Annotated in this window: 17 protein-coding genes; 5 read left to right on the top strand and 12 right to left on the bottom strand. The window is 36.8% G+C overall.

Features of this window, described 5'->3' with window-relative positions:
- Window positions 1-24: 24 nt before the first annotated feature.
- From H9Q20_RS10570 to H9Q20_RS10515, 12 genes are all read right to left on the bottom strand, one after another.
- Entirely contained in the window at window positions 25-1338 is a 1314-nt protein-coding gene (locus tag H9Q20_RS10570; RefSeq protein WP_187477686.1) for an FAD-dependent oxidoreductase, read from the bottom strand.
- A gap of 6 nt (window positions 1339-1344) precedes the next feature.
- The gene (locus tag H9Q20_RS10565; protein WP_124639964.1) at window positions 1345-2229 is read right to left on the bottom strand and encodes a decaprenyl-phosphate phosphoribosyltransferase; all 885 of its coding nucleotides are present in this window, start codon (window positions 2227-2229) and stop codon (window positions 1345-1347) included.
- 101 nt (window positions 2230-2330) lie between these two features.
- The gene (locus tag H9Q20_RS10560) at window positions 2331-3023 is read right to left on the bottom strand and encodes an OmpA family protein (protein ID WP_124639962.1); all 693 of its coding nucleotides are present in this window, start codon (window positions 3021-3023) and stop codon (window positions 2331-2333) included.
- A 25-nt stretch (window positions 3024-3048) separates the two neighbouring features.
- A complete protein-coding gene (locus H9Q20_RS10555; protein WP_124639960.1) occupies window positions 3049-3534 on the bottom strand; it encodes a lipocalin family protein in 486 nt (161 codons plus the stop codon).
- A 174-nt stretch (window positions 3535-3708) separates the two neighbouring features.
- Window positions 3709-5412: a S8 family serine peptidase gene (locus H9Q20_RS10550; protein ID WP_187477685.1), complete on the bottom strand. Its 1704-nt coding sequence runs from the start codon at window positions 5410-5412 to the stop codon at window positions 3709-3711.
- Window positions 5409-6020, bottom strand: coding sequence for a WbqC family protein (locus H9Q20_RS10545; RefSeq protein ID WP_124639989.1), 612 nt, complete (start codon window positions 6018-6020; stop codon window positions 5409-5411). The genes H9Q20_RS10550 and H9Q20_RS10545 overlap by 4 nt, the downstream gene beginning before the upstream one ends.
- 90 nt (window positions 6021-6110) lie before the next feature.
- Entirely contained in the window at window positions 6111-7748 is a 1638-nt protein-coding gene (gene lepB / locus H9Q20_RS10540; RefSeq protein WP_187477684.1) for a signal peptidase I, read from the bottom strand.
- A 56-nt stretch (window positions 7749-7804) separates the two neighbouring features.
- Window positions 7805-8506 carry a 4-hydroxy-tetrahydrodipicolinate reductase gene (dapB, locus tag H9Q20_RS10535; protein ID WP_187477683.1) on the bottom strand — a complete coding sequence of 234 codons (702 nt, stop codon included), beginning with the start codon at window positions 8504-8506 and terminating at the stop codon, window positions 7805-7807.
- 16 nt (window positions 8507-8522) lie between these two features.
- The gene (locus tag H9Q20_RS10530; RefSeq protein ID WP_222933874.1) at window positions 8523-9158 is read right to left on the bottom strand and encodes a DUF5683 domain-containing protein; all 636 of its coding nucleotides are present in this window, start codon (window positions 9156-9158) and stop codon (window positions 8523-8525) included.
- Window positions 9159-10046 (bottom strand): ParB/RepB/Spo0J family partition protein, encoded by an 888-nt coding sequence (locus H9Q20_RS10525; RefSeq protein WP_124639952.1) that lies wholly within the window; start codon window positions 10044-10046, stop codon window positions 9159-9161. It abuts the gene before it with no gap.
- 75 nt (window positions 10047-10121) lie between these two features.
- Window positions 10122-10895, bottom strand: a complete 774-nt coding sequence (locus tag H9Q20_RS10520; RefSeq protein WP_187477682.1) for a ParA family protein — start codon at window positions 10893-10895, stop codon at window positions 10122-10124.
- Window positions 10896-11115: 220 nt separating this feature from the next.
- On the bottom strand, window positions 11116-12402 hold the full coding sequence (locus H9Q20_RS10515) for an adenylosuccinate synthase (RefSeq protein ID WP_187477681.1): 1287 nt from the start codon (window positions 12400-12402) through the stop codon (window positions 11116-11118).
- Window positions 12403-12641: 239 nt separating this feature from the next.
- Here H9Q20_RS10515 and H9Q20_RS10510 point away from each other — a divergent pair, with 239 nt between their 5' ends.
- The 5 genes from H9Q20_RS10510 (at window position 12642) to H9Q20_RS10490 (ending at window position 17101) form a co-directional block, all read left to right on the top strand.
- Window positions 12642-12977, top strand: a complete 336-nt coding sequence (locus H9Q20_RS10510) for a hypothetical protein (protein WP_187477680.1) — start codon at window positions 12642-12644, stop codon at window positions 12975-12977.
- A gap of 16 nt (window positions 12978-12993) precedes the next feature.
- Window positions 12994-13770, top strand: a complete 777-nt coding sequence (locus H9Q20_RS10505) for a GLPGLI family protein (protein WP_187477679.1) — start codon at window positions 12994-12996, stop codon at window positions 13768-13770.
- A gap of 61 nt (window positions 13771-13831) precedes the next feature.
- Window positions 13832-15529, top strand: a complete 1698-nt coding sequence (locus H9Q20_RS10500; RefSeq protein WP_124639942.1) for a DEAD/DEAH box helicase — start codon at window positions 13832-13834, stop codon at window positions 15527-15529.
- A gap of 115 nt (window positions 15530-15644) precedes the next feature.
- Complete coding sequence (locus H9Q20_RS10495; RefSeq protein WP_124639940.1) at window positions 15645-16364, top strand: DUF2490 domain-containing protein; 720 nt, start codon at window positions 15645-15647, stop codon at window positions 16362-16364.
- 98 nt (window positions 16365-16462) lie between these two features.
- Entirely contained in the window at window positions 16463-17101 is a 639-nt protein-coding gene (locus tag H9Q20_RS10490) for a DUF47 domain-containing protein (RefSeq protein ID WP_124639938.1), read from the top strand.
- Window positions 17102-17120: the final 19 nt, after the last annotated feature.

Below are 17120 nucleotides of genomic sequence, written 5' to 3'. Positions count from 1 at the left end.
TATTATCTCTGTTTATGTTAAATTTTAGCCGTTTTTAATTCTTTTGTATTGCATGGATGCAAATTTTGGATTGTGAATATTTTTTAGATAATTGGTCAATGTCGGTTTGCTCATCGAGTCTTTGGTTAGATAAATTCTACCACCAAATTGTTCTACAATAGCATCCAACTTGTTTACCAATTCCGGTAATTTTTTATTCACTTTAAAATCCAAAGCCAAGGTATAACCCTCCATAGGAAACGAGTTATAGGCATGTGGATTGTCTTTTCCAAACAGTTTCAGTACGGCCAAAAAAGATCCATTTCCGCTGTTGGCTATGGTCTCCAAAATGGCTTTCATCCCAGCCTTTCCTTGCGATTTCGGGATTACCATTTGGTATTGTATAAAGCCTTGTTTGCCATAGATTTTGTTCCAATCGTGCACGGCATCCAACGGGTAGAAAAAGGTTTCGTAATCGATAAAATTCTTTACTTCTTTATTTCTTTGTTTATTAAAATACAGAAAATTAAAAGCCTTAACCGTAAACGCATTCAGTACAAAACTCGGAAAATAAAAAGGAACGGTGGGCATGAATTTCTTTTTTAATTTCAAAGGTGTTTTTGCTAAATTTTGCGGCAACTCATTGAGAAGAGCATGTTCGCCACGCATCAAAATACTGCGACCTATGTTTTTCCCTTTTTGCAAACAATCGATCCAAGCTACGGTATAAGTCCAGTTTTCACTTTCATCAAAAAGTTGAAAAATTTCATCGAGATTTTCTGCTTTTATGCTTTCTTGACGAATGTACGCCGTTTCTATTTTCTTTAGCTGAACGGTTGCCGACAAAATAATTCCTGTAAGCCCCATTCCACCGATGGTTGCCCAAAACAGATCTGTATTTTCGGATCTGGAACAGTGCAGTACTTCGGAATTTTCATTCAGAATTTTAAATGCCAAAACCGACTCGGAAAAACAACCTTCGGCATGATGATTTTTACCGTGAACATCCGAAGCGATGGCGCCTCCAACAGACACAAACTTTGTTCCCGGCGTTACGGTCAGAAAAAAACCTTGCGGTACAGAAACTTCTAAAATATCGGACAAGAGCACACCGGATTCGCACTCAATAATGCCATCAATTCTATTGAAACCGATGAATTTATTGAGTCTTTTGGTAGAAAAAATATTTTCAGCCAAAGAAGCGTCTCCATAGCAACGACCGTTTCCTCTGGCAATGATATCGTTGTTATTCTTTACAAATTCTTTAATATTTGAAAGTGAATCTTCTGATTTTATCACTTTATCAACCACCGGGAAATTCCCCCAATTGCTTACTTTCTGAGTAACATTTGTCTTCATACTCATTTATTTGTAATATATTAAAAACAAAAACGAAAACACCCAAATAACGATGGTTGCTTGTATGTATCGGTCTTTATAGACAATTTTTGTTGGCGATTCGGTTCTGTTGTACACCAAGGTTTGTTGCAAATATCTTAAAAACGCAAAAACAACAAATATTACGGTATAAAAAACTTTTTGTCCAAATTTCTCCTGAATTTCTGGGGTTACTGTAAACATAAGATAGGAAATGATGGCCAATGTTGCCGAAATGGATAGGGTAATGTCTGCAAACAAAACATTGTATCCATCCAATGCCTTTCTTGTTCTACCAGAAACCTGTGCATTTACCAGTTCTCCTCTTCGCTTTCCGATGGCCAAAACCAATGCCAATACAAATGTGAGCAATACCGCCCATTGCGAAATTGGAATTCCCGTAGCATAACCACCTGCCAAAACTCTAAGTACAAAACCAATAGCAATGATGCAAACATCGACAATGGCGACATGTTTCAACTTGAAGGTATAGGCAATATTCATTAAAAAATAAAAAGCAATAATTGCCGGAAACTTCAGTGGATGATACCCCAACAGCGGTTGCCCGTACACCAATAAAGCTGATGCAATCGCTATTAAAGTTAAAAATAAAATTTTTGCTGAATTTTTGGAAATGGCACCGCTTGCTAAAGGTCTTTTACATTTTTCAGGATGTTTGCTATCGGCTTCGATGTCCATATAATCGTTGAGAATATAGATGGAACTGGCCGTAATTGAAAAAATGATGAATGCGAATGCACTTCCTAATAATAGATCTGAATGAAGGATGTTGCCGGAAAAAAACAAAGGGGTAAAAACAAATAGATTTTTCACCCATTGTTCTACTCGGAGTAGTTTCAGATATTTTGTCATTTATGTTTGTTTTCTGTTCACAAAAATAGCAATTAGAACCCATAATAAAAAGAAAAAAACCGCAAAAGCGGTTTTAAAATTCAATTTATTAAGAATTTTGATTAATTCCCTTGGTTGGCTTCATTAATCATTTTCTCATTAGCCGTAATGGCAAATTCTACTCTTCTGTTTTGAGCTCTTCCGGCTGCCGTATCGTTGGTTGCTACAGGACTGGCCTCACCCATACCCATGGCGTTCAAACGAGAAGCTCCAATGCCTTTAGAAGTCAAATACGCTTTAACAGAATTCGCTCTTCTTTCGGATAATTTTTGGTTGTAATCGTCTTTTCCGACATTATCCGTATGTCCATAGATGTTGATGTTGGTATCCGGGTTGTTCTCAAGTATCTGAGCCAATTTGTCCAAATTTCCTTTTGCTGTTGCTGTTAAATTGGAAGAGTCGAAATCGAAGTTTACCATGTTTTCCGGTAAAGTTACTTTAATTCCTTCGTTCACCCTCTCCACTTTAGCACCCGGCAAAGTTTCTTTGATTTCTTTGGCTTGTTTGTCCATTTTATGACCGATACGATTGCCCGCTACACCACCAACAATACCTCCCAATACGGCACCCAATGCACCATTTCCTCCTTTACCGATGTTGTTTCCAAGTACACCACCCAGTACAGCTCCTGCAGCTGCACCAATTGCTGTTCCTCTTTGTTCTTTATTCGAATTTTGTACAGCTTCGCAACTTGTCAACAACAAAGATCCGGTTAGGAAAATGGCTGCTATTTTTGTATTCTTTACTAATTTCATCTTTTATAATTTTTAATATTTACTTTTAATTTTGTTTTTGAAAATGATAAACCACCGTTACCACTTCACCGTCAAAAGAGATGTTTTGTTGAAGGTCGAACTGACTGTCGGTTTGGTTCAATATTGCTGTTGAATACCCTTGAGTCACTGCTTTTGCTTTGCTACCGGCAATTAGTTTTTTAAACTTAAACTCGTTGCCACCAACCACTTCAAATTTGATATTTTGGCTTACAGAAGGGCAATCGCCACCGCCGTTTAGGGTATAACTTCCCGAATAATTATTGGGGATAAATTTCCATTGACTGCCCACCCAGCATTGTGCATCGGCGTTTTCGTCAAAAGGTTGAATTTTAAATTTTTTGGAATGATCAACACTTGTAATTACCCAATTGCCTTTCATTTGTAAAAATTCTTTTCTCTGATTTTGTGCATTTTCTGCTTTTTTGGTTGCTTCACAAGAGGTAGTCACCAAAGCTACACCCATCAATCCTAAAAAAAATAGCTTTTTCATATGTTGGTTTTTTATAATATTTTTAATTCTGAAATTCTCTTTTGAGATCTTGAGAGCGAAATGTTTTTTTTCTTCAAACCAAAGTTAGTTAAAATTATGCCAAAATTCATTTAACATAAAAAAAAATCCGAAAAAATATTTCGGATTTCTTATAAAATATTGACAATTACAATTTTACTTTTTAGCCTTTCTTTTCAATTCTTTCTTGATTGGCTTAGGCGACAATGTATGTGTATTGTTTTTATTGAAATAATTGGCATACGCATATTCAGCAGCTTTTTTCAAATCGATCACACCACCCGCACGAGAAATCATATCAAATTTATTACTCTCATTGGTAGGAAGCATCGCATTCACCGTAGATTTATTGGAGGTTTTCACCAAGCTATCAATAATTTCTTCAGGAGTTAGGTTCGGCATATATGCCAACAAAACTGCTGCAGCACCTGCGACAACAGGCGACGCCATTGATGTTCCTTGTTCGTATTTGTATTTACCATCAACAACCGTAGAATAAATTTTGTCTCCAGGGGCAAATACATCGACCATTTTTTTGTTGTAGTTAGAAAAACCGGCTCTCAGCATTTCAGGATCGTTGGTACTTGCACCTACGGTAATCATGTTGTTAACAAATGGTTTTTCATCTGAAGTTTTGTAGAAATTGGTTGGATAATTTTCATTTACCTCAATATCTTCATTGTCATTTCCTGCAGCATGAACCAACAAAACGCCTTTATCTTCAGCATATTGCAATGCAGACCACACCCTTTCTTTGTCAGGAGAGAACGCTTTTCCGAAGCTCATATTGATCACTCTAGCACCGTTATCCACAGCATATCGAATAGCGTTTGCAACATCTTTATCTCTTTCGTCTCCGTTAGGAACTGTCCTAACCGTCATAATTTTTGCAACTTTAGAAGCTACTCCGTATTGAATTTCATTTCCTTGCGGATACCCTGCAATAATACCTGCCACATGCGTTCCGTGCAAAGCATCAGGACCTTCGTAGTGGTTATTTCCGTATTTGGTTTCGCCCAAATCATTTTCCTTGTCCCCAACTATGGATCTGGAGTCGTAATCCAAATTGTATTGCTTGGTCGCTTGAGGTTCAAAATAATCTAAAGCTTCCTTCATTTGAGCCGTCAAATATTCTTGAACTTCTTTTGGCGACTTGCCTTTTACATTTTCATCACCTGAAATTTGCAACAACAATTGCTGGCCAATGGCTTGTTCTTGGGTGGTTGGCTTGATGGATGCTACCGCCTCAGCAGTAAGATTTTTACCGTCTAACAATTTGATGATCTCAGGAATACCGTCTTTTATTCTTTTATAAATTTCGTAATTCTGACGCGCTTCCATACTTTTTTTGGTAAACTCTTCCTTGGCCTTCATGTACATTTCGAATTCTTTAGGAAGTTTCCCTTGATTGGACTTATTGCTCACCGAATCTTCACCTTCGAAAAGTGGCTTGTATTTTCTTACGATTCTGGTTACTTCAATATTGTCCACATCGACATCGCCGTTTTTACCACCGATAAAATTCCAACCGTGTACATCGTCGATATAACCGTTGTTATCATCGTCTTTTCCGTTATTTGGTACTTCGTTCGGGTTTGTCCAGATGTTCTTTTTCAAGCCAGGGTGATCCACCTCTACTCCACTGTCCAAAACTGCGACAACAACCGTTTTGGGTTTCAACCCTTTGGATTCTAAAAATTTATACGCATTTTGAGTATTGATTCCGAATACTTTGGATGCCGCTAAATCTTTGTGGTACCAAGTCATTAAATCTTTATCAACTTTGGTGTCTGTACCTTCTGTTTGTGCAAATGAAAACGCAAAAGTGAAAAACGCTGCGGCGATGAATATTTGTTTCATAATAATTTTGATAATTCTAATAAATAAGTAGTCGTTTCTGGTCCTTTGTTACAGAGTAAGTCTAAAATTGACAAATCTTTTACAAAACCACCTTTGTCCGAAAAGACTTGATAATATGAATCCATCTCCCATGGACTTTCTTTTTTGGATGAAAAAAGGGTACGGAAATCTTGTCCATCAAACTCGTGTTGATATTCTGAATTTAATGTAAAAGATTGATTTTTCTTCAACAATTTTAAAACAATTTTGAGTGCGTGAATATTAAATTCGACCAAATTAGAAATTTCATTTTCATAAATTTTCTTCAAATCATTTTGATAATATTCAAAGTAGGGAGAATTTTGATAGGCCGATTGTATGGACTTCCAATGTTGGGATTTCCAATCTTCAGCAAAAGACATTTCTACTTTTTCCATTGGGGTTTTGCCTTGATTTTTTATGGGAATACTCAGGGTTAATTTTCCGTTGGCTCCGTAGATTTCCGCACGATTTCTATAAGTTTGTTTGGGGAAATTTTCCTTCTTTTCCAACATAATTTCTGTTTCCTTTTTCAAAAAAACTGAAAACCAAGAAATGGGAGGAAGATAAAAAATGGGAAGTAACGAAATATTTGATACTGAAGAATCTTGCATGATGATTTTTGTAAAATTGCTACAAATATAAAATAAAAACACAGGAGCCGAGTCCTGTGTTTTGTATTATTTTTTCTTTAAAAGTTTCATGAAGAAATCCCATCCAAAGAAAACAATTAAAATAATGGCAGCGATCCACCAGTAGGAAGTTTTATTGGTTTCTCCGGTATTGGTTGCTTTGAACATTCTATCCCAACGAATTTTGAACGGCGCTTGGTAGGTAGAATTGGGATCTTTGAAAGCTCCTTGAAGGCTCATCCATGTAAACATGGGTTTCCCGATAATGTTTTCTTCCGGTACAAATCCAAAAAACCTAGCATCCAGGGAAGCGTCTCTGTTGTCCCCAATCATCATGTAATAATTCTGTTTGATGGTGTAGGTTGAAGCTTCTTTTCCGTTGATGAATATTTTTCCGTTTTTGGTTTCCAACTTATTGTGTTCGTATTCGGAAATGATCCAACGATATTCCGGTAAAGTTTCGTTATTGATCTGTACCACATCTCCTTTCTTAGGAATTTTTAACGGGCCGTATTGGTCTTGGTTCCATTTTTTATTGATCGGGAAAATGGACTGAGTTGTATCGATATTTTTGGTGTAAGCCGATCTTTCCGCATTTATTTTATACGAAACGGCTGCCGAATCTACTGGCATAATTTCCTCCTTCATCCCAACAACACCTGGTAAAACCTTTATGTCTTTGGCGATATTATCCGTCAAACCTTGAAAACGGTACAAGAACCCTTTGTCGGTTTGGTTTTCTACCAAAGGAAGGAAACCGTATTTGTTGTACAGACCGGCAACATCTAGTTGTTCCGAAGCCTCAACATAATAGGCGTGTTGAACTTCTTGGTCGCCCAATCGTTGCTCTGGTTTACCGTTGACAAATAATCTTCCATTTTTAATTTGAATTTCGTCACCGGCAATGGCCACACATCGTTTTACATAAGGATCTTTTCTGTCTATAGCCGTGTGTACAGAGTCTTGTGGATAATTGAACACCACTATATCGTTTCTTTCTGGCAAACCGAATTGTGCAATTCTGGAGTACGGCAATTTGATGGCCTCAGAATAAGATTTTGGATCGTCTTTAGGATTTCCTACCTGACCTTTATCCATTATGGTTCCTTGTAAAAAAGGAATTGCTACTGGTCTCATTGGCAAACGATATCCGTAGCTCCATTTATTTACAAACAAGAAATCTCCTACCAAAAGTGTTCTTTCCATGGATCCTGTTGGGATACCAAAAGGCTGTGTAACAAAGGTATGGATGATGGTTGCAAAAACTACGGCAAAAGTAACCGAACCCAAGAACGATTCTTTTTTCTTTTCTTTTTCTTCACCCGGCAACAGAAACTCCTCTTCTTCTTTTTTCACATCAATTTCTTTGGTATATTGAATGTATCCCATGTAGAAAAAAGGAAGTAGAACCGTCAACAACTTGTCCACCAAAGAATTTTTCCCAAACTTATCCATCAAATACAAATGGAAAACCGACATCATAATGGGGCCAACGATGGGTAGATACGCCATAATCACCCACCATTTGGGATGATTGGTTTCTTTTTGAATGATGAAATAATTGTAAAAAGGTACAAAGGCCAAAATTGGATTGTATCCCATTTTTTTGAAAAATTTCCAAGTCGTAAGTCCCATCAGTACAGAAAGTACTAGAACATAAACGGTATAAAGGACAAAATAATTCATATTGTAGTGTTGTGATTATACTAATTAGTTAGCAAACGGATTGTTTTGTTACAAAATTATAGACCCAAGACATCGTTCATTCCGAAAACACCTTGTTTACCAAAGATCCATTCAGCAGCGATAACCGCTCCTAGTGCAAAGCCATTTCTGTTGTAAGCAATATGGTTGATGTTGATTTCATCTACCTCAGAATGGTAAGTTACGGTGTGTGTACCTGGAACCTCGTCTTCTCTAACGGCAAAAATTCCCAATTCGGCGCCGTTGGTTTCGTCCAATTTCCAAGAAGTAAATTTAGGATTTTCTTTGATGATCCCTTCAGCTACAGAAATTGCTGTTCCGCTAGGAGCATCTTTTTTATGAATGTGATGAATTTCTTCTAACTGAACTTGGTACTCGTCAAAACCTTTCATAAGTGCGGCCAACTTCTCGTTTAGAGCAAAAAACAAATTTACCCCAAGGCTAAAATTGGATCCGTATAAAAATGCGGTATTGTTTTCTTTTGCTATGGCCTCGATCATTGGTTTTTGTGCCAACCAACCGGTAGTACCACAAACGACAGGGATTTTATTTTCTAAGCAAAATTTTATATTGTCAAAAGCGACTTCGGGTTGGGAAAATTCAATCACAACATCTGGGGAATTCAGATTATCCACAGTGGGAGCCTCGTTTAGTCGAGCTACGATTTCGTGTCCTCTTTTGGTGGCAATTCCATCGATGATTTTACCCATTTTTCCGTATCCTACAAGTGCTATTTTCATATTTTATTGTTTTATATTAAAAATTATAACTCAAGCTGAGTCCAGTTTTCATATTTTGCTTTCCGAATTCGTCGTAGATTAGTGTTGGCTTCAGTACCAAATCCGGATCGTTTCTTCCTTCGTACAAATGAGCATCTACAACAGCATCCACAATATTCAGGACATAGATGAGTCCGGCAATGGCTATGGCATAATCTCTTTGTCTTTTTGCCTTGTCTTGGATGTTACCCAAAACTTCTTTGGTGTAAACCGGATTGCTAGAAAACTCATGCGGCATACCGTTTACAGAGGCCACAAAAGCCTCTCGGTAACGATTGTATTGTTTTTGGTTCCAAAGGGCTATTCCCACTCCTGTCCCAACACCGCCCCAGACGATGGGTATTTTCCAATATTTTTTATTATAATACTGACCCAAACCCGGTAAGACAGCAGAATAAAGTCCGGCTTTTGTTGGACTTATTGAAAGTGCCACAGTTTGTGAAGAATTCTTTTTCTGTATATCTTCCAAAACATCTTGATCGGTTACTTCTGTTTTGGGTTGAATGATTTTATCGTTTGATATCGACAAATTGGGTTGTAAAGAGTCCTTCTTTTGGATCTGGCCAAAAGAAAATAAAAAGCAAAACAGAAAAAATAATCCGTAAAATTTCATTTATTGCAGATGTGCTAAAATGTGTTCCAACTCTTCTTCGGAATTGAAATCCAGGATAATTTTTCCTTTTTTCCCTTTGCCAGAAGATTTTATTTCTACATTAACATCCAAAGAGTCCGAAAGGTTTTTCTGTGCTCTTTTCAAGTGGTTCGGAAGTTCTTTCACTGTTTTTTCTTTAGCCAATTTAGGATTTTTCAGCTCCTGAGCCGCTTGTTCGGCTTGTCTTACATTCAGTTGGTTTTTTATGATGGTTTCGAAAAGTTTTATTTGTGAAACTTCATCGTCCAAACTTAAAATGGCTCTACCGTGTCCTGCAGAAATCTCGCCACTTCTCACTGCATTTTGCAAATCCGGGCTCAGCTTCAACAAGCGCAAATAATTGGTGATGGTACTTCTTTCTTTTCCCACTCGTGTACTCAAATTTTCCTGAGTCATCCCGATTTCTTCTAACAATCGTTGATAAGTGAGTGCAATTTCGATGGCATCCAAGTCTTCTCTTTGGATGTTCTCCACCAAAGCCATCTCCAGTAATTCTTGGTCGTTCACCAATCGGATATACGCCGGGATACTGGTAAGACCTGCCAATTTGGAAGCTCTGTACCTTCTTTCACCAGAGATAATTTCAAATTTCTCTCCGTCTTTTCTTAGTGTAATAGGCTGGATAACGCCCAAATTTCTGATGGATTGCGCCAAGTCGTTCAGTGCTTTTTCATCAAAATAAGTTCTTGGTTGGTTGGGGTTGGGGTAGATGTCTTCTATGGCGATTTCCATAATGTTGCTCACCAAAGTTTTTGCACCTTCGTCTGATGCCGTATTGATGGCTACTTTGGATTCGGAGCTAAGAATTGCTCCTAAACCACGCCCCATTGCTCTTTTTTTATCTTTCATTTTTATGCGGAAACACTCATTTTTGAAAAGTAAGTGTTAAAATTTATACAGGTTAAATTAATTTTTGGCTAACGATTAGTTTTTTACAAGATGTTCGTTCTTCATCAAAACCTCTTCTGCCAATTGTAAATATTGAATTGCGCCTTTGCTTTCGGCATCGTACATCAAAATGCTTTCACCAAAACTCGGAGCTTCGCTCAGACGGACATTTCTACTGATGATGGTATCAAAAACCATTTCCGGGAAGTGGGATTTCACCTCTTCAACCACCTGATTGGACAATCTCAATCGAGGATCGTACATGGTCAGTAAAAGTCCTTCGATATCTAAATTTTTGTTATGAATATTTTGTACCGTTTTGATGGTATTCAGTAATTTTCCTAAACCCTCAAGAGCAAAATATTCGCATTGGATAGGGATAATTACAGCGTCGGCTGCTGTAAGAGCATTTACGGTAATCAAACCCAAACTTGGTGCGCAATCGATGATCACAAAATCATAGTCGTCACTTACCGTTACTAGGGATTCTCGCATCATGTATTCACGATTTTCTTTGTCCACCAATTCAATTTCGGCAGCTACCAAATCGATATGCGACGGAATAATATCCACATTAGGCGAGGTTGTTTTTTGGATGCATTTTTCAGTTTCAACACTGTGTTCCAAAATATTATAGGTAGAATATTGTACCTCTTCTACTCCCAAACCAGAAGTTGCATTTGCCTGAGGGTCGGCATCAATCAATAAGACTTTCTTTTCTAAAACTCCCAAAGCTGCCGCTAAATTAACAGCAGTTGTTGTTTTTCCGACACCGCCTTTCTGATTGGCAACACCAATAATTTTCGCCATAAATTTGATTTAAAAGACAAAAATACATTTTTTTTAATTTGTTGGTACGAAACATATCCACACTAAAAGCTAAAACACTCGCTACCAAACACTTGAATGATTAAAAAATTATCCACAAAAGAAAAAGAAATGTGGATAAATTCTATTGTATTGTTAAATTCCACAAAAAAACAGCAACCCAAAAGGATTGCTGATTGTAATTATTCTTTCAAATAGAAAATTAGAACAATTCTTTTCTAATGATGTTCTGACTTCTTTCTGGACCTACGGATACCAAATACACATTAATCCCTAGATATTCCTCTATAAATTCAATGTATTTTTTAGCATTTACAGGAAGTTCATCGTAACTTCTTGCAGTCGTAATATCTTCATCCCAACCTTCCAATTCTTTGTAGATGGGTTCGTAATCGTAAAGTTTTGTTGTTGAAGAAGTGAAATAGTCAATAATTTTACCGTCTTCAGTCTTATAATGCGTTACAATTTTAAGAGGTTTGATTCCTGAAAGTACATCCAACTTGGTAATCACCAAATTATTGATTCCATTGATCATGCATGCGTGTTTCAAAGAAACCAAATCCAACCATCCGGTTCTTCTTGGCCTCCCTGTTGTTGCCCCAAATTCATGACCAATTTTACGAATATGCTCTCCCAAATCATCGTGCAATTCCGATGGGAAAGGACCGTTTCCAACTCTTGTAGTATACGCCTTAGAAACACCAATTAAATTTTGTAAAGCCGTTGGTGGCACCCCAGCACCTGCACAAACCCCACCAGTGGAAGGCGAAGAAGAGGTCACAAAAGGATAAGTTCCAAAATCAATATCCAACATTAATGCCTGTGCGCCTTCAAAAAGAACATTTTTACCTGCTTTGATTGCGCCGTTCAGCTCTACTTCCGTATCCACAATTCTATCTTTCAATTGTTTACCAATTTCAAGATATTCGTTATAGATTGCTTCGATATCCATGGCTTCTTTTTCGAAATATTTTTCGAAAAGCGCATTTTTCACTTTCAGATTTTTCTCAATTTTTTCACGAAGAATTTCTGGGTTTAGCAAATCTACCATTCGGATTCCGACTCTTGCAATTTTATCTTCATAACACGGTCCTATCCCCTTCTTGGTCGTCCCGATTTCTGTCCCACCAGCTTCTTCTTCTCTATAAGTATCCAACATGATGTGGTACGGCATAATCACATGTGCTCTCTTGCTGATGAAAACATGGTCGGTTTTAAGACCTTTGCTTTCAATCTGTCCAATTTCTTTGATAAAAGATTTTGGATTTACCACAACACCGTTGGCAATAATGCATTTTCCCTTGCACTGAAGTACCCCCGATGGAAGCAAGTGAAGCACAAACTTTTCATCGCCTACATATACGGTATGTCCAGCATTATCACCACCTTGAAAACGAACTACATAATCTGATTTTGCAGATAAAACATCGGTTATTTTACCTTTTCCTTCGTCTCCATACTGAAGTCCGACAACAACATAAGTTGACATATTTTTTACTTTTTTAGATTGTTGCAAAATTAATTTTAAAAAACTGCTCACACAAATAAAGTCTTAATTTTTTTGTAAATATTGGAAAATCAACCTAATAAGATATTTTTATCTCAATATTCTAAACAAAACCAATATTCATTTTAAATATTTGAAAATAAATTTGCATTTTAAACAAATATTTATATCTTTACATCACTAAATCATTAACAAATAACAACTAAACAAAATCAATTATTATGAAGAAAGTAATTACAGTCCTCTTGATAGGATGCGCAAGTTTAGCATTTGCAAAAAGTAGTAAAAGTGTTTCTAGCATTAACAACTCCACAAACGGACCGGTAAATCCTCCCACTCTGATATCGGCTGTTATAGAGGACTCTAGTGCCGCTCAAGGCGCATGGGTTTGGAAATATCTTTACAAATCTACCTGTGGGATATTTTTTTACATCACTTTGGATAAACCGATTACAGAATTAACCAAAGATGAACAACTGGAATTAGATTCAAAATTAGAAGGTAAAAATCTAGAATTATGTGCAAACGCTCCTGTCAAACAGGTTTATTGGTTCTAAACTCTAACCAACACAAATGATGAAATTTTCTTTTATAATTATCCTTATTTTCTTTTCAACAAAAAACCTCCTCGCACAAGATAACACAAACATTGCAAACCTACGCATCGTTTATGAATACAAGGTTGTAGATTCGTTACACAACAATCACAAAAATGCAGAATTCACACTATTAACAAACAACAGCATGTCTATATTTGTTAATACAGATACCTATTCGTATTACAATTCCAGCTACAAGCCAGAAATAGGAAGCATCAATAGGCTACCGCCTTCTGAAAAATACAGCGTGTACAAAAAGAACGGCAAAATATATTCTTTTATGCCGATCATCTATGAAATGTATTATTTTGAAGAACCACAATTGGAATGGGAACTTATTAAAAATCAAACAAAAAAATTCAATACCGTTACTTGTCAACTGGCAAAAACAAAGAATGAATCCGGTCGTGTTTTTTACGCATGGTACACTACAGACTTCCCAATCCCAGAAGGACCATCTCGATTCAAAGGCTTACCGGGTCTTGTCTTAGAGGTCTATAGTGAAGATAAAGTCATACAATATACCGCTATTGGCATGAGTAAAACTACGGAAATCATTGACAATGTACACTATCCAATATCAACCCATTTGGATAAAAAATCTTTTTTAGAAAAAAGAGAAAAATGCATCAACAACCCCAATCCTTGCTTACCTCAATCGACTTTGAAAGTATATTTTAATGACAAGCCATCAAAGCCACAGTACTTTGACGGGCCTTTGAAAATCAATAGAAAAACTTTAATGGATTAAAACTTAGGGATAGAAAAAATAAATTCTGTATCTTTGCAGCAAATTATAGACGATCATTTACATGAATTTATTTACGGAATCCAATTTAAGTCCTGATATTCTCAAGGCAATTGGCGAACTCGGTTACGAACAACCGACCGAAATCCAGAAACAGACTATTCCTTTTATCCTTTCGGATATTCGCGATCTTATCGCACTTGCGGCAACAGGAACAGGCAAAACAGCAGCATTTTCGCTTCCTATTCTGGATATGATAGACGACAGCAGTCGTAAAATCCAGTTATTAGTGCTTTGCCCTACTCGTGAACTTTGCCTTCAGATTACCAAAGACATTAAAAACTATACAAAATACCTTCCTCATCTGAAAACTACAGCAGTTTATGGTGGAAGTAGCATTTCTGAACAAATCAGATCTCTAAGAGAAAAACCGCAAATTATTGTAGGAACTCCGGGGAGGGTTATCGATTTGATCGGAAGAAAAGCTTTGGATTTTTCCGAAATCCATTGGTTGGTTTTGGACGAAGCCGATGAAATGCTTTCTATGGGTTTCAAAGACGATTTGGAAACCATCCTTAGCGAAACGCCTGCTGAAAAACAAACTTTCTTATTCTCCGCAACGATGAACAAGGAAGTGGAAAGAATTTCTAAAAACTACCTGACCAATCCTCACAAAATTTCTGTAGGAAGCATCAATGCGGTTAAGAAAAATATTTCTCACGAATTTTATGTTGTCGGATATCGACAAAAGAAGGAGGCTTTAAAAAGATTGTTGGATGCCAACCCCAATCAGTACTCCATTATTTTCTGTAGAACAAGAATGGAAACCCAAGAGGTTGCCGACTTCTTAATGCAAAATGGATATGCTGCAGATGCCCTTCACGGCGACCTTTCTCAAGCTCAAAGAGATACGGTTATGAAGAAATTCAGATTGAAAAACATCGAAATTCTTGTTGCTACCGATGTTGCTGCAAGAGGTCTGGATGTGGACTCTCTTACGCATGTTATCCATTTTTCACTTCCTGATGATCCAGAAGTTTTCGTACACAGAAGCGGTAGAACTGGTCGTGCTGGTAAAGACGGTATCTCCATGGCACTTTTAAAACCAGAAGAAACCAGAAAACTGAAGCAAATTAAATCTCAAACAAAAATTGAGATCACTGAGAAAAAAATTCCTACTGGAGAAGAGATTGTAAAAGCCCAAGTGGGTGGTGTATTCGAAAAACTCTTTACCGAACACGAAGATTTCTTTGAGTTTGACAACAGTCTAATTCCTGATCTATCGGCTTTCACCAAAGAAGAATTGGTACACCAAATGTTGCAATTCCAACTGAAAGAAATTGCAATGTTCTATAAAGATCGTAACGATTTGCAAGAAATGCGTCTATCCAAAGACAGCGACATCCCAAGCAGCAGAAGAGAAAGAGGAAGAGACCGTGACCGTGGCGAAAGAAGAGATCGTGACCGTGGTGAAAGAAGAGATGGCGAAAGAAGAGGCGATCGCAAGAAAAGAAACAACGAAAACATGACTCGTTTTTTCTTTAACCTAGGAAAAAGAGACAGTCTAAAGAAAGTAGATATGTTGGAAATCATCAACAAAGCTACTGCTAAAACCAAGAAAAGAGCCGATATCGGAGATATTGAAATTTTGGACAAATTCACTTTCTTTGAAATTGATAAAAACTTTAAGCAAGAAATCCTGAACAACATTTCTTCAATGAAATTTAAAGGAAAAGACATGCGTGCCGAAGTGGCCAACTAGAATTACGAAACCGAGCAATGAAAATTGTTCGGTTTTTTTATGTATCATAAATTTAATATTCCGTTCACACAGACCTTTCTTAAAATAAATATTTTTGCCCAGAAATTAAATCTATATGAAAAGAATATTAACTTTTATGTTTGCAATGGGAATCTTTACGGTTTCGTTTGCTCAAACGAAGGATCAGTTTTCCAATTACAACATGATGTCCTTTAGCTACAAGCACGACAAACAATGGTCGGCCTACTTGGAGTTGCAATTGAGATCCATTGAAGACTTTACCACACCCGATTATTACGAAGCTAAAGGGGGAATTGGCTACAATTTCAATAAAAACAATCAGGCTTTTGTAGGTATTGGTCGCTATGGAACTTATAAAAACGAACACATCAATCAAGAGGAATTCAGATTCTGGTTGCAATACATTTATAGTCAACAATTTGGAAAGGTAAAATTGGATCATAGAGTTCGTGCTGAGAAAAGATTTTTCTATTATCCAAACACCGATTCGCACGACAATACCGAACGCTATCGTTATCGATTAGCAGCTACTCTACCCTTAAATAAAGACAAAGTAGAACCCGGAGCGCTTTATGCCAATGCTTTTGAAGAGGTTTTTGTAGGGCCAAAAGATCCTTTCTTTAAAAGAAGCCGAACCTTTGTCGGTTTGGGATACCAATTCAACCCATATGTAGGGACCAATCTGGGGTATATTTTCCAAAAAGAATTTTCCAACTCGGGCAACAAGAACCTCCACTTTATCTATCTTTCATTAAATTTCACATTTGACCGATTAAAATTCAATGAAACACACCACATTCCTGTGGCCGATTAAAAAAATCATGTTAATAAAACTTAACAAAAAAAAAATTACACAAGCACAGTATTTTCGGATATTTGCAAAAATAAAAATCTAATAAAAAAAATAATAAAATGGGACTCGGTAATATTTTTAAAGCCTTCCAACCAAAAGACAAAGTGTTTTTTGTATTGTTTGACCAAGTAGCTCAAAACCTAGTAGAAATGTCAAAATATTTCCATGAAGGCATTCAGGAATTTGACCTAAACAACGATGGTTTCATCAAAAAGATTAGTGATTTCGAGCACAAAAACGACGAGCTCACTCACAAAATTTTTGTTGAATTGGGACAGAACTTCATCACTCCATTTGATAGAGAAGACATTACTTCCCTTGCCAACAAATTGGATGACATTGCAGATTATATGTATGCATCTGCAAAGTACATTTACCTGTACAAAACACCAGAAACTAAGGAGTATGCCGATTTTTCTTTATTAATGCATAAAGCGTGTCTGGAAATCCAAAATGCCATTGAAAATTTAAAAGATTTTAAAGATCCAGTAGCAGTAAAAGAATCGTGCATTAAGATCAATTCTTACGAAAACCTTGCAGACGATGTTTTAAGTAAAGCATTGATGAATCTTTTCGAGACCAACGATCCCATAAGAATCATTAAGGTACAATCCGTACTTAATTATTTAGAAGAAGTGACCGACAAAGCAGAAGATGTTGCAAATATCATGGAGAACATCATTATTAAATACGCATAATCACGCCAAAAAAATAATA

This window comes from Amniculibacterium sp. G2-70 (assembly GCF_014353055.1).
Taxonomy (GTDB): Bacteria; Bacteroidota; Bacteroidia; order Flavobacteriales; family Weeksellaceae; genus Amniculibacterium; species Amniculibacterium aquaticum.
Note: the sequence above shows the minus strand (reverse complement) of the source record. Positions and strands in the feature narration are given on the sequence as shown.

Coding starts and splice junctions, on each gene's coding strand:
- H9Q20_RS10510 (WP_187477680.1), top strand. CDS start 12,642: ATGAAGAAAGTAATTACAGTCCTCTTGATAGGATGCGCAAGTTTAGCA.
- H9Q20_RS10550 (WP_187477685.1), bottom strand. CDS start 5,412: ATGAAACAAATATTCATCGCCGCAGCGTTTTTCACTTTTGCGTTTTCA.
- H9Q20_RS10490 (WP_124639938.1), top strand. CDS start 16,463: ATGGGACTCGGTAATATTTTTAAAGCCTTCCAACCAAAAGACAAAGTG.
- H9Q20_RS10525 (WP_124639952.1), bottom strand. CDS start 10,046: ATGAAAGATAAAAAAAGAGCAATGGGGCGTGGTTTAGGAGCAATTCTT.
- H9Q20_RS10560 (WP_124639962.1), bottom strand. CDS start 3,023: ATGAAATTAGTAAAGAATACAAAAATAGCAGCCATTTTCCTAACCGGA.
- dapB (WP_187477683.1), bottom strand. CDS start 8,506: ATGAAAATAGCACTTGTAGGATACGGAAAAATGGGTAAAATCATCGAT.
- H9Q20_RS10505 (WP_187477679.1), top strand. CDS start 12,994: ATGATGAAATTTTCTTTTATAATTATCCTTATTTTCTTTTCAACAAAA.
- H9Q20_RS10565 (WP_124639964.1), bottom strand. CDS start 2,229: ATGACAAAATATCTGAAACTACTCCGAGTAGAACAATGGGTGAAAAAT.
- lepB (WP_187477684.1), bottom strand. CDS start 7,748: ATGAATTATTTTGTCCTTTATACCGTTTATGTTCTAGTACTTTCTGTA.
- H9Q20_RS10500 (WP_124639942.1), top strand. CDS start 13,832: ATGAATTTATTTACGGAATCCAATTTAAGTCCTGATATTCTCAAGGCA.
- H9Q20_RS10530 (WP_222933874.1), bottom strand. CDS start 9,158: ATGAAATTTTACGGATTATTTTTTCTGTTTTGCTTTTTATTTTCTTTT.
- H9Q20_RS10520 (WP_187477682.1), bottom strand. CDS start 10,895: ATGGCGAAAATTATTGGTGTTGCCAATCAGAAAGGCGGTGTCGGAAAA.
- H9Q20_RS10515 (WP_187477681.1), bottom strand. CDS start 12,402: ATGTCAACTTATGTTGTTGTCGGACTTCAGTATGGAGACGAAGGAAAA.
- H9Q20_RS10495 (WP_124639940.1), top strand. CDS start 15,645: ATGAAAAGAATATTAACTTTTATGTTTGCAATGGGAATCTTTACGGTT.
- H9Q20_RS10570 (WP_187477686.1), bottom strand. CDS start 1,338: ATGAAGACAAATGTTACTCAGAAAGTAAGCAATTGGGGGAATTTCCCG.
- H9Q20_RS10555 (WP_124639960.1), bottom strand. CDS start 3,534: ATGAAAAAGCTATTTTTTTTAGGATTGATGGGTGTAGCTTTGGTGACT.